Source organism: Streptomyces iranensis, from assembly GCF_017874715.1.
GTDB classification, from domain to species: domain Bacteria; phylum Actinomycetota; class Actinomycetes; order Streptomycetales; family Streptomycetaceae; genus Streptomyces; species Streptomyces iranensis.
On the sequence record NZ_JAGGLR010000009.1, the window covers coordinates 323,142 to 335,126 of the forward strand.

Genomic DNA, 11,985 nt, shown 5'->3' on the forward strand with positions numbered 1-11,985 from the left:
CGCTCGGGGACCGCCTACGGCCGAGGGGTCGTTCCGGGGGTGGTGGCAGTTCCCCTCCGGCTCTCCGACGGCACGGCCCGCGCCGAGGAGCCGGAGGCCGTCGACCGTCCGCGGGTGGGGACCTCCGCGCCGTCCCGGGGGCCGGATGTCTCGCTCCTGGGCCCGCGGCCGGGGCGCTTCCCCGCGGACTGGGACGGCGCCGACGGGGAGGGTGACGCCGAGGGGTCGGCGGGCGCCGACGGAAGCGGGGGCGTCGTACGGCCGGTCGCGGGCGGCGGGGCGAGCGGGACCGTCGGGCGCGCGGGCGGCTCGGGTGCCGCCGCGCGGAGCGGCAGCGCGATGAGGGCGGCCACGGCGCAGGACACACCGACCCCGGCCGCGGTGCGGAGCAGCTTGCGGCGGGCCGCGGCGCGGCGGATCGCCTCGTACCGGCCCGGGGGCGGGCCGAGGTAGTCGGAGGAGGGCCGCAGGATCACCGCGAGGGGGTCGTCGGGCTCCCGCTCGGGGCCGAGGTGCTCCGGGCCGTCGTCACAGCGTGGGGTCAAGGCTTCTCCTCAGGTGGACGCGGAGCAGTTCCCGGGCCGCGTGGAGGTCGGCCTTGACGGTTCCTTCCTTGCGCCCGGTCAGTACGGACACCTCCCGGATCGGCATGTCAGCGTAGTAGTGCAGCAGGATCGGGACGCGCAGCCGTTCCGGCAGCGACTGCACGAGCAGGCGCACCGACGGGTCGGACTGTTCGGTGTGGGGGCGGACGGCGGCTTCCGTGGTGGCCCGGCGCATGGCCCTGCGCTCGCGCTCCACCTTGCGCCAGTGGTCCCGGACGAGATTGGCCGCGGTGACGTAGAGGAAGCCGCGGGGCTCCTCCACGGACGTCCAGCGGGCCCAGAGCCGGGTGAACGCCTCGGAGGCGATCTCATGGGCCGTCTCGTCGTCGTCGACGAGCCGGCGGCACCAGCCGGCCAGGCGCGGGTAGAGGGCGGCGAACAGCTCGGACGCCGCCCTGTCACGGGACCGTTTCAACGCACTCCATGGTCGTGACGGCACTCGGCCGTGCGGGCACTTCGTCAGGGGAGGATCCCGGGCCGCCGGTATGGGTTCCACGGGCCCGGGATCCGGGGGTCAGGGGCCGGCGGACGTCAGCGTGGCGAAGACGATCACGTTGTCGAGGTAGCCGTCGCCGGAGCGGGGGCCGCCACAGGTGATCAGCCGCAGCTCCGGGCGGTCCACGTTCCCGTAGACCTCGTCCGCCGGGAAGTCCGCCTTGGCCACGGTTCGTACGGCGCTGACGTCGAACTGTGCCGCCGTGCCGTTCTCCAGGCGCGCCTCGACCCGGTCGCCCCGGCGCAGCCGCGCCAGGTGACGGAAGACCCCGTCGCCGTAGGCGCCGACCGTGACATGGCCGAGGATGACCGACGGGCCGAGCTGCCCCGGTGTCGGCGAGTGCCGGTACCAGCCCGCGCGGTCGTGGGCCGTGACCGGCGGGACCGCCACGCTCCCGTCCGGCGCCAGCCCCAGCCGGATGACCGGGGTGTCGACGCCGATGGCCGGGATCCGCAGCCCGACCGGGACCGAGCGCCCAAGGGGACGCGCCGCCTTCCCGGGGGTCGGCGGTGGCCTCCTCCCGGAGCTCGGTGCGGCCGTGGTCCGCCGGGCCGGGTGGCCCCCGCAGCCCGCGAGCAGCGAGGCCGCCGCCGCGGTGGCGAAGGCGCGCCTGGAGAACGGGGTCATGCCCCGGTCGCCCGCCGGCGGCGGACGACGAGGACCGCCGCGCCGCCCGCGGCGAGCACGGCGGCGGCTCCCCCGCCGATCAGCGCGCTCTCGGTCCCGGACGACCCGGAGGACTCGTCCGTCACTCCGGTGTTCGGCGCGCCCTTCGGCACGACGGCGACCTGGCCGCGGTCCCGCTTCTTGGCCGGTTCCTCCCTCGGGGCCTGGGCGGCGGCGGTGGGCTTGCGGGTCGGCGCCTCGCTCGGGACCGGGCTGGCGGAGGCCGCGGGGGTGCGGCGGGGGGCGGGGGTCGCGTCGTCGGCGAACGCGGGCACGGTGGTCGCCAGTACGGCGGTGCACGCGAGTGTCATCGCGCTGAGGACAGTGCGGCGCATGGAGTCGCTCTCTTTCGTCGGTCCGCCCGGCAGTTCGGCGGGCTGGGTTACGGATCGAGCGGAGAGACGAGGCAGCGGCGCGGCGCGTTGTAAAGAGATGGCAAAGCGTGTCCGTCGGCCCTGCCGGGACCGGCATTTCGGGCCGAAAAGCGTCCAGGCCGGTCCGTGCGGACCGGCCTGGACATGGTGCTCGGAGCGGATCAGACGAGGTCGAACCGGTCCAGGTTCATGACCTTGACCCACGCCGCGACGAAGTCGTGCACGAACTTCTCCTTGGCGTCGTCGCTCGCGTAGACCTCCGCGAGGGCGCGCAGCTCGGAGTTGGAGCCGAAGACGAGGTCGGCACGGGTGCCGGTCCACTTGACCGCGCCCGAGGCGTCACGGCCCTCGAACGTGGTCTGGTCCTCGGACGTGGACTTCCAGGTCGTGCCCAGGTCGAGCAGGTTGACGAAGAAGTCGTTGGTGAGCTTGCCCGGGGTCTCGGTGAGGACGCCGTGCCTGGAACCGTCGTGGTTCGCGCCCAGCACGCGCAGACCACCGACCAGGGCGGTCGTCTCCGGGGCGCTCAGGGTGAGCAGGTTCGCCCGGTCCAGCAGCAGGTACTCGGCCGGCAGGCGGTTGCCCTTGCCGACGTAGTTGCGGAACCCGTCGTACGTCGGCTCCAGCGCGGCGAACGACTCGGCGTCGGTGTGCTCGTCGGCCGCGTCGACACGGCCCGGGGCGAAGGCCACCTCGACGTCGACACCGGCGTCCTTGGCGGCCTTCTCCACGGCGGCGGAGCCACCGAGGACGATCAGGTCGGCCAGGGACACCTTCTTGGTCCCGGAGTTGAACTCGCTCTGGATGGTCTCCAGGGCGCGCAGGACCTGCGCGAGCTCGTCCGGGTTGTTGACCTCCCAGCCGCGCTGCGGCTCCAGGCGGATCCGGGCGCCGTTGGCGCCGCCGCGCTTGTCGCTGCCGCGGAAGGAGGCGGCGGACGCCCACGCGGTGCCGACCAGCTGCGAGACGGTCAGACCGGAGTCGAGGATCTTGGCCTTGAGCGCCGTGACGTCGGCGGCGTCGATGGCCTCACCCTCGGCCTCGGGCAGCGGGTCCTGCCACAGCAGGGTCTCCTCCGGGACCTCCGGGCCGAGGTACAGCGACTTCGGGCCCATGTCGCGGTGGGTCAGCTTGTACCAGGCGCGGGCGAAGGCGTCCGCGAACTCCTGCGGGTTCTCGTAGAACCGGCGGGAGATCGGCTCGTAGATCGGGTCGAAGCGCAGCGACAGGTCGGTGGTGAGCATCGTCGGGCGCTGCTTCTTGTTCGGGTCGAAGGCGTCCGGGACGATCTCCGGGGCGTCCTTGGCCACCCACTGGTTGGCGCCGGCCGGGCTCTTGGTGAGCTCGTACTCGTACTCGAACAGGTTCTTGAAGAACCCGTTGCTCCACTGGGTGGGGGTGGTGGTCCAGGTGACCTCGAGGCCACTGGTGATGGCGTCCTTGCCCGCGCCCGTGCCGTGGGTGCTCTTCCAGCCGAGGCCCAGCTGCTCCATCGGGGCGGCCTCCGGGTCCGGGCCGACGGCGTCCGCGGGGCCCGCGCCGTGGGTCTTGCCGAAGGTGTGGCCACCGGCGATGAGGGCGACGGTCTCCTCGTCGTTCATCGCCATCCGGCGGAACGTCTCACGGATGTCGCGGGCCGCGGCGATCGGGTCCGGGTTGCCGTTGGGGCCCTCCGGGTTGACGTAGATCAGACCCATCTGGACCGCGCCGAGCGGGTTCTCCAGCTCACGGTCGCCGGTGTAGCGCTCATCGCCGAGCCAGGTGGTCTCCGGGCCCCAGTAGACGTCCTCCTCGGCCTCCCAGACGTCCGCACGGCCACCGCCGAAGCCGAAGGTCTCAAAGCCCATCGTCTCCAGGGCGACATTGCCGGTGAGGACCATGAGGTCGGCCCAGGAGATGCTCTGGCCGTACTTCTTCTTGACCGGCCAGAGCAGACGGCGGGCCTTGTCGAGGCTGGCGTTGTCCGGCCAGCTGTTGAGCGGGGCGAAGCGCTGCTGACCGGCACCGGCGCCGCCGCGGCCGTCGCTGATGCGGTAGGTGCCGGCGCTGTGCCAGGCCATACGGATCATCAGCGGGCCGTAGTTGCCGAAGTCGGCGGGCCACCAGTCCTGCGAGGTGGTCAGCACCTCGGCGATGTCCTGCTTCACCGCCGCGAGGTCGAGGGCCTGGAAAGCCTGGGCGTAGTCGAACTCCGCACCCAGCGGGTTCGCCACCGGGGGGTTCTTGGCGAGGATCTTCAGATTGAGCCGGTCCGGCCACCACTGCCGGTTGCCGCCGCCCTGCGTGGGGTGGGGAGCACGCCCATGCGCGACCGGGCAGCCCCCCGCTTCCTCTGTCTTCGGGTCTACGACGATTGCCTCATGGTTCTCGGACATGGAAATCCTTCCACGCTAGGGCGGATCATGGTGCTCAGGAACTGGTGGCGGTGGAACAGTCGGGGCACTGGCCCCAGTAGATGACCTCGGCCTCGTCGACGGAGAAGCCGTGGTCATCGGACGCGGTCAGGCAGGGTGCCTCACCGGCGGCGCAGTCGACATCGGCGACGGCACCACACGACCTGCATACGACGTGGTGGTGGTTGTCGCCGACGCGTCCTTCGAACCGGGCCGGGTTGCCGGCCGGTTCGATGCGGCGTACGAGGCCCGCCGCCGTCAGGGCGTGAAGGGCCTCGTACACGGCCTGGAGGGAGATGTGGCCGACACGGTCGCGTACCCCGGAGGCGATCGCCTCGACCCCGAGGTGATCACCGTCCCGGACGGTCTCCAGCAGGGCGACACGGGCGGCCGTCACCCGCAGGCCGACACCGCGCAGCTCCTCGGCAGTGGTCGGAGTCTGGGATGCGGTCATGGCGCAGAACCTACCCGTACAAACGCGAACGCTACAAGGAAACGAGCCGTTAAAGTCTAGCGCCACGCGTAAAACTTTTGCCCTGGTTCATCCCGATTTTCTCCCCCCACGCCCTCAGAGGCGCTTGGCGCTGCGGAAGAGCCCGGCGTAGAAGCCGTTGCCATCGATCCGGGAGACACCGCCGTTGTCACCGATGGTGGGGCCGTTCTGCTCCTTGCGGCTGGAGACGAACACGCGGTGGCCGTCGGTGTCCAGCCCCAGGTACAGGGCGACATGGTCCATATGGTCGCCGGTGCGGTGATCCATCTTGAAGAACAGCAGGTCACCGGGTTGGAGCACATCGATGTTGGTGGGCCGGGTGTACCAGGGGCCGGAGCCCTGGATCTTGATGACATCGACGCCCACCTTGGAGCGGGCCATGCCGTTGGCGGTGCGCGGCAGGCCGTCGCCGAGGGCGTTGTTCGCCATCAGGGGGTAGCGGGCGCGGTAGCCCATGACCATGCGGATGAAGCCGGAGCAGTCCAGTGCCCGGTAGCGCTCCTTGCGCGCGGCCATCGTGGTGCCGTCGCGGAAGGTGTAGGAGATGCCGAGGTAGTCGTAGAAGTCGTTCTGCTCCAGCCGGTCCACGCCGTCCGGTTTGAACGGCCCGAAGACCGCGTCGCCCGCGTACGGGATGCCCTGGGCGTCCTTCTTGACCTTCGCGCCCGTCACGTACTGGAAGGCGATCGCGAAGAGGTCCTCCTTCTTGCTGCCGTAGTTCTCCTTGAACCAGTCCTTGAACCACTGCTTCTTCTCGGCGCCCTCGGCCCACGGCTCCGGCATCAGCCGCACCCAGTCCTCGGTGATCACCTTGGACTTGGTGTTGGCGGGCTCGCCGAAGGTGCGGGAGGGGCCGCGCAGGGTGGCGGTGCGGGCGTGGTCGGTGAAGGTGGCGAGGATCTGGCCGTTGCCGCCGCGCAGGATGGTGCGGGCGGGGTTCTTCAGCCGCTCCCAGGTCTGCTTGCCGCTCTGCTGGCCGGTGCCGTTCTCCAGGTTCGGCTCGTCGATGACGGCCTGGGTGGCCGGCGTCTTGTCCTGCTCGTCCTTCCTGAGCTCCACGGTCAGATAGCCGCTGGCGCCGAGCAGCGCGAGCACGGTGACGGCGTGCAGTACGGGGCGTTTCTTCTTCGGTGGCATGGGATCGGCTCCGGTGGTGGGTCAGGCGGACGGCATGACGCCGAGGAGGATTCCGGCGGTGAGGACGACATACGCCATCAGCGTCACCGACCCGGTGGACAGCAGGGTGGCCCCCCGGGGCTGGCGGACCAGCTGGTAGGCGATCAGGCCCGGGACGATGAAGCCGAGGGTCTGGTTCGCGTACATCAGCGGGAACTCGAGCGACAGGATGATCATCACGGTCGCCTGGAGGGTCACGCCGAGCAGGACGACCGCGGCGAAGAGCCTCTTGCCGTAGAGGATCACGTACTTCTGCATCAGCAGCGTGCCCACGTAGGTCAGCACGGTGACGCCGACGACCATCGCGGCCCGCTGGAGATCCTCGACGAGGGTCAGCGCCAGCCAGCCCGGGGTGATCATGCCGCCGGGCGAGAGGTTGGTGGTCAGGTAGCAGACCAGCGAGAAGAGCAGCCCGATGGCGATGCCGATGGCGGCGATCTCAGGGGTGAGGACGGAGGGGATCAACGGTGCTGCTCTCCTGGGTTCTGCCACTGCTGGGAGTCGTCGGCGGGCGGGGCGGGCGGAACCCGCGGCTCGAACAGGCCGCGGGGCCGCGGGGCGTCGGAGGCCGGTACGGCGGCGGGCCAGGGCTCCCGGGAGCCCTGGCCGGGTGCCGTCCGCGGGTACGGCCGCTCGGGGGTGCGCTGATGCGGTACGTGCGTCTGGGGCGCGTACCGGGTCTCGTACGCCTCCGGGTAGCCCTGGTAGGGGTCCAGGCGGGGCGCGTACAGCTGGACCGTGTCCACGTGCTCGACATGGCGCTCGCCGCCCGCCGGTGCGGTCGGTGCCGCCGGGGTGTCATCGGCGCTCTCGTCGGGCGGCAGCTCGGCGAGGTGCTCCAGGAGGATCTCGCCCTGGCCGTGGATGTTGCCGATGGCGACCAGGGAGGAGTCAGGGCCGAGGCGGCCGAGCAGCTCGGCCATGAACTCCTCGGGATCCCGGCGGTCGCCGCCGAGGTCGACCGCGCGGTCCCGGTACTGGGCCGGGATGGCGTCGATGGCGGACTTGGCCGGGTGACCGATGACGAAGACCTGCTCGGGGTCGAGATCGGGGATGATCTCGCCCATCTGGCCGTTGCGCTCGACCCGGTCGGGGCGGCAGTTGATGACCACGTTGAGCGGGCGGTGGACGGCGCCGAGGTCGAGCAGCTGGTTGATGTTCATCAGCGTCGACTCGGGGTCGTTGGCCGCGAAGACGTTGGCGAAGCGCAGCTTCTTGCCGTCCTCGGTGGCGTACCGCTCGACGGAGAGCACGCCGGGGTCCGGCGGGGCGTCGTACATGCCCTGGAGGGCGGTCGCGCGGTCGACGCCCACCAGCTCGGCGACGGTGAGCGCGATGGCCACGTTCTCCTTGAAGGTGAACCAGCTGAAGCCGCGCAGCTCCTCGTCGCTGACCGTCGTGGGGTCGGCGTAGATCAACTGGCAGTTCCGGGCGTCCGCCTCCTCCTGGAGGATGTGGAAGCGGTCCTGCTCGGCGGTGACGCAGATGCCGTTCTCCGGCATGGACCGGCACAGCGAGCGCGCCACGTCGTCCAGCGTGGGGCCCATCTCGGCGAGGTGGTCCTCGCGGACGTTGCACAGCACGCCGATGGTGGAGCGGATCAGCTTGGACTGGTTGATCTCCTGGAGCGCCGGCATGACCGCCATGCACTCGATGACGAGCGCGTCCGGGTCGTAGGCGGCGGCGCGGCGCACGATGCCGATCTGCTCGACCACGTTGGCGATGCCGAACTTCCGGTAGACGGGCTCCTCGGTGGCATCGGGGTGGATGAAGCGGGCCGCCGTACCGGTGGTCTTGGCCACGGTGGTCAGCCCACCGCCGCGCAGGGCGCCCGCGCACAGCCGGGTGATGGAGGACTTGCCGCGGATGCCGTTGACCAGGACCCGGGTGGGGATCACGTCGAGGTTGGTCTGGTGCCGCCGCTGTTCGACGATGCCGGCGATCAGCAGGACGGCCTCGCACACCACGAGCACGGTGTAGAGGAAGAGCACGGTGGGGCCTCAGTTCCTTCCGACGCCGGCGGGGGTCCGGCTGCCGCCGTCGCGTTTGCGGGGCTGCCCCTGGAGCTGCTGCCGGATCAGCTCCAGGCTGCGGACCACGGCGCCGACCTCGTCGTGGTGGCGTGGGAACAGCACGGTCTTGCGGTCGCCCGCGGCGAGCGCCTCGGCCTGTCCGGCCAGGGCGCGCAGGGGCCGTACGACGACGATGTGCAGCCAGCCCAGACAGGCGGCCGCGGCGGTCAGCCCCAGCAGTCCGGCCAGCACGGTCCGGTTCTGCAGGCTGTACTCGGGGATCGCGAGGCCCGAGGCGGGCTGCCAGCTGGCCAGGCTCCACTGGAGCGACTTGGCCGCACCGCCGCCGCTGAACGGCGCGACGGCCGCGACCCGTACGGTGCCGCCGCGCTGGACGGTGGCGTTCGCCTGCTTCGCGGCGAGCAGCGAGCTCATGTGCGAGGGCGCCTTCTCGAAGGCGATGTAGCCGGAGTCGCCGCCGATGACCCGGCCCTTGGCGTCCACGACGCGGACCTCGCCCATGCCCTGGCGGCCCAGCAGCGCGTTGACGAACTCGATGCGGAACTCGCCGACGACGGCGGCCCCGCCCCGGCCGGGCGCCTGGGCGGTGGCGGTGACCACGGGCTTCTTGCCGCCCTCGCCGGTCACCTCGATGGCGCGCTTCGAGGGGCCCTTTCCGTCCTCGTGGTGAGGGCCGTCACCGGCCCGCGCGAGGATCTCGCCGTCGGCGCCGAGGACGTACATCGACTGGTAGCGGTCGTGGTCCTCCATGGTGCGCTCCAGGACCTTCTTCATGTCCTCGGGCGTGGTGCGGTCCCCGATCAGGGCGGCGACCGCGGACAGATCGGCGTGGCCCTCGTTGAGCGCGCGGCGGACCCGGTCGCTGAGGGTCACGGTGCGGGACTTCTGGTCGTGGACGATCTGGGCCGGGACCTTGACGGAGGAGTCGGCGCGGTTGAGCACCAGCATCAGCGGGACCGACCAGACGAGCAGCAGGACGGCGCAGACGGCGAGCAGGGCACGGGCGCCCAGGCCCTTGCGTACGGCCGGGCCCGGGGCATCGGCGGGCTCGCCCTGGAGCTGCCGGCGCAGCCGCTCGAGGGCGGCGCCCACCCGGGCGGCCTCGCCGGCCCTGGGCACGCTCACCGGGCGGGCGAGGTCGCCGCGGGTGAGGCGGCGGCTCTCCAGGAACAGCCGGATCAGCGGGCGCTGCACGGTGCCCAGCAGCACCATCACCGCGAGCCCGCCGATGAACAGCAGGGCCCCGGCGGCGGCCACGCCGAAGGCGGGGCGGGTGATCTGGGAGACCTTGGCGGAGACGTCGACCCCGGTGACGACGGTCAGGCCGAGGCTGCTGGCGGTGGTGGACTCACCGGGCTGGGGCGGGGTGAGCGTGGCGTAGCCGCCGACAGCGCGGACGTCCTCGGCGGCGCCCCCGGTGAGGTGGCCGCTGACGCCGGTGTAGCCGCCCGCGCCGGGCTCCTTGGCCTTGATGGGGTGCTGCCGGCCCTTGCGCGCGGCGGTCTTGGCGAAGGAGTCGAGCTGCTTCCTGGCCCGCTCGCTGTCCAGGGCGCCGTGGCTGGAGAGCAGCCGGCCGGTGGAGTCGACGACGCCGATGGCGCGGCCCGGTCCGAGGTCGACACCGGGGAAGCCGAGGGTGCTGGAGGCGACGAGCAGTTGCTGCGGCCGACCCTTCCAGGACAGTAGGGCAGGGATGATCAGCCGGGTCTGGCCGTTCTCCAGGCGCACCATGCGCGGGGCCAGCCCGTCACTGCGCGAGAGCTTGCTGAGATCGATCGCGGTCAGCGGGACGTTCTCGCCGCGGGCGGCGAGCATCTTGCCCGACTTGATCTCGATGACGGCGGTGCCACGCCACTTCTGGTAGACCTCGCCGACCTTGTCCAGCACGGTGTCGGCGGAGACCGGCTTGCCCTCGTTGAAGAGGGTCGCGGTGCCGGTGAGGTCGGTGACCGACTCGTCGAGCGACGCCCGTAGCGCGATGGCGCCGTCCTCGGCGACGTACTGCTGCGAGGTCAGGACCGCCCTGGGGACCAGGGCGTTGTCCGGTTTGCCCAGGGTGAGGGCGGTGATTCCCGCGAGGGAGAGAAGCAGAACCGACAGCACGGCTATGGGGGGACGAATACCCCCCACAAGCGACATGTCGGCCCTTCGGCGGACCTTGTGCCGCCGCTTCGGACGCGAAGCGGCCACGGATGGGCTCCTCTCATGCAACTCACACCACACAGAGCGCACTCGAGTGCGATCCGGACCGTCAGACAGCCAGACCGATCAAAGGGTTGCACATCTTAAAGAAAAAACGAGGAAACCTGTTTGGTCTCAATCAAGTCTGGGCAGACGGTGGCCTTGCATTCTTTGCCGGGCGTTCACCCAGAGGTCATTCTTCACCGTTCTTCACCCCTCTCATCCCGATATGCCCTTGTAAAGCGGGTGGTTACGATGAGGCGGTCATGGCGAAGGTACGGGCGAAGGCGATCACCGTGGCGGCCGTCACGGTCGTGTTCGGCCTGCTCGTGGCGGCATTGAGCACGTATACGATCGCCCGGTCGTCCGGAGACGACAACGGCCGTACGTCGGACGGCGCGCGGGCCCCCGAGGTCCCGCTGGAGCGACCACTGGAGCGCAGGATCACCGACTTCACCGCCGGGCTCGACCCCGACGGCGACTACCGGGAGCCGCGCCGCGCCGAACGCCGGGACGTCGCCGACGCGGTGGGCCTGATCCTCGACGGACACCCGGGCCGCGCCCGCCCGCTCCTCGCAGACGTGGGCTTCCGGCTCCGTACGCTCACCGGCACCGACACCGACACCGGCACCACCGGCACCACCGGCACCACCGGCACCGACACCGGCACCCGCCGCCGCTACGCCGAGCTGTCCGACCACACCGGGGACGGGCCCGACCCGCGCGGCTGGGCCCGGATCTATGTGGACCTCTCCGCGCCCGTCCGCTGGTCGGTCCAGGTGCCGCACCCGGTCTCCGACGCGGACACCGAACGGCTCGGCGCACGCGTGCTCCTGGACTCCCCCGGCGGCGTCCTGGTGCTCGCGGGCGCCCACCGCAGGGCCGGGGACGACGATGCCGCCGACGCCGCCCACCGCCCGGACTCGGTCTTCGACGCGGTCTGCGACGAGCTCGCCCGGCGCGGGCTGCCCGGCGTCCAGCTCCACGGTTTCGCCGACGACTCCGCGCCGGGCCGGGACGTCGTCGCCTCCACCGGCAGGGGCCGGGCGGGCCGCCCGGACGCCCGCCGCCTCGCGGCCGCTCTGACCGCGCGGCACTTCTCGGTCTGCCGCGCCTGGGTCCGCAGCTGCCCCCTGGAGGGGCGCGACAACGTCCAGGGCCGCAGGGCCGCCGCCGAACATGTGCCGTTCCTGCACATCGAGTTCGCGCGGTCGGTGCGCGCGAGCGACAGACAGATCGGACAAGCGGTGGCGGCCATCGGCACGGTGACCGCGCGGTGGGCGAAGGACGACGCGGGCTGACCACCCGGCCATTCCTGCGGTGACCGCCCGGTGGGCGGAGGACGACCCGCGCTACGGAGTATCCGGCGGAGCCGCATATCGATGCTCTCCCCTCCCCGCCCCTTCCCGATACCAAGGGCTCCGCCCCTGGACCCCGGAGCCCGGGGCGAAGCCCCGCCACGCGGCGGAGCCGCATATCGACGCTGCGGGAAGGGGCGGAGCCCCGGTCCGGGGCCGGGGACAGAACCCCGGACCGGAGCCCGGAGCAGAACCCCGGACCGGGGCCCG

The 11,985-nt window shown here is 71.7% G+C and carries 11 protein-coding genes; 1 reads left to right on the forward strand and 10 read right to left on the reverse strand.

The genetic code is table 11. The features are described 5' to 3' along the window. Positions 1–14: 14 nt before the first annotated feature. The 10 genes from J2Z30_RS18930 to J2Z30_RS18975 form a co-directional block, all read right to left on the reverse strand. Entirely contained in the window at positions 15–545 is a 531-nt protein-coding gene (locus tag J2Z30_RS18930) for a hypothetical protein (protein WP_044568299.1), read from the reverse strand. Next, positions 529–1,020, reverse strand: a complete 492-nt coding sequence (locus J2Z30_RS18935; protein ID WP_020866784.1) for an RNA polymerase sigma factor — start codon at positions 1,018–1,020, stop codon at positions 529–531. The genes J2Z30_RS18930 and J2Z30_RS18935 overlap by 17 nt, the downstream gene beginning before the upstream one ends. A 99-nt stretch (positions 1,021–1,119) precedes the next feature. Continuing rightward, positions 1,120–1,728, reverse strand: coding sequence for a class F sortase (locus J2Z30_RS18940; RefSeq protein WP_044568300.1), 609 nt, complete (start codon positions 1,726–1,728; stop codon positions 1,120–1,122). Further along, positions 1,725–2,102 carry a Tat pathway signal sequence domain protein gene (locus tag J2Z30_RS18945; protein ID WP_044568301.1) on the reverse strand — a complete coding sequence of 126 codons (378 nt, stop codon included), beginning with the start codon at positions 2,100–2,102 and terminating at the stop codon, positions 1,725–1,727. The genes J2Z30_RS18940 and J2Z30_RS18945 overlap by 4 nt, the downstream gene beginning before the upstream one ends. 200 nt (positions 2,103–2,302) lie before the next feature. Then, a complete protein-coding gene (gene katG, locus J2Z30_RS18950) occupies positions 2,303–4,516 on the reverse strand; it encodes a catalase/peroxidase HPI (RefSeq protein WP_044568302.1) in 2,214 nt (737 codons plus the stop codon). Positions 4,517–4,550: 34 nt separating this feature from the next. After that, positions 4,551–4,988, reverse strand: coding sequence for a Fur family transcriptional regulator (locus tag J2Z30_RS18955; RefSeq protein ID WP_044568303.1), 438 nt, complete (start codon positions 4,986–4,988; stop codon positions 4,551–4,553). A gap of 114 nt (positions 4,989–5,102) precedes the next feature. Continuing rightward, a complete protein-coding gene (locus J2Z30_RS18960) occupies positions 5,103–6,164 on the reverse strand; it encodes an NlpC/P60 family protein (protein WP_044568304.1) in 1,062 nt (353 codons plus the stop codon). 21 nt (positions 6,165–6,185) lie between these two features. Further along, positions 6,186–6,668: a poly-gamma-glutamate biosynthesis protein PgsC/CapC gene (locus J2Z30_RS18965; RefSeq protein ID WP_044568305.1), complete on the reverse strand. Its 483-nt coding sequence runs from the start codon at positions 6,666–6,668 to the stop codon at positions 6,186–6,188. Then, positions 6,665–8,194 (reverse strand): poly-gamma-glutamate synthase PgsB, encoded by a 1,530-nt coding sequence (gene pgsB, locus J2Z30_RS18970; protein ID WP_044568306.1) that lies wholly within the window; start codon positions 8,192–8,194, stop codon positions 6,665–6,667. Before pgsB ends, J2Z30_RS18965 begins: the two co-directional genes overlap by 4 nt. A 9-nt stretch (positions 8,195–8,203) precedes the next feature. Next, positions 8,204–10,375 (reverse strand): HAMP domain-containing protein, encoded by a 2,172-nt coding sequence (locus J2Z30_RS18975; protein ID WP_052701229.1) that lies wholly within the window; start codon positions 10,373–10,375, stop codon positions 8,204–8,206. Positions 10,376–10,683: 308 nt separating this feature from the next. On the opposite strand from J2Z30_RS18975, the gene J2Z30_RS18980 reads away from it, so the two are divergent. Then, positions 10,684–11,718: a hypothetical protein gene (locus J2Z30_RS18980; protein WP_044568308.1), complete on the forward strand. Its 1,035-nt coding sequence runs from the start codon at positions 10,684–10,686 to the stop codon at positions 11,716–11,718. Positions 11,719–11,985: the final 267 nt, after the last annotated feature.

Coding starts and splice junctions, on each gene's coding strand:
- J2Z30_RS18940 (WP_044568300.1), bottom strand. CDS start 1,728: ATGACCCCGTTCTCCAGGCGCGCCTTCGCCACCGCGGCGGCGGCCTCG.
- J2Z30_RS18945 (WP_044568301.1), bottom strand. CDS start 2,102: ATGCGCCGCACTGTCCTCAGCGCGATGACACTCGCGTGCACCGCCGTA.
- katG (WP_044568302.1), bottom strand. CDS start 4,516: ATGTCCGAGAACCATGAGGCAATCGTCGTAGACCCGAAGACAGAGGAA.
- J2Z30_RS18955 (WP_044568303.1), bottom strand. CDS start 4,988: ATGACCGCATCCCAGACTCCGACCACTGCCGAGGAGCTGCGCGGTGTC.
- J2Z30_RS18960 (WP_044568304.1), bottom strand. CDS start 6,164: ATGCCACCGAAGAAGAAACGCCCCGTACTGCACGCCGTCACCGTGCTC.
- J2Z30_RS18975 (WP_052701229.1), bottom strand. CDS start 10,375: ATGTCGCTTGTGGGGGGTATTCGTCCCCCCATAGCCGTGCTGTCGGTT.
- J2Z30_RS18980 (WP_044568308.1), top strand. CDS start 10,684: ATGGCGAAGGTACGGGCGAAGGCGATCACCGTGGCGGCCGTCACGGTC.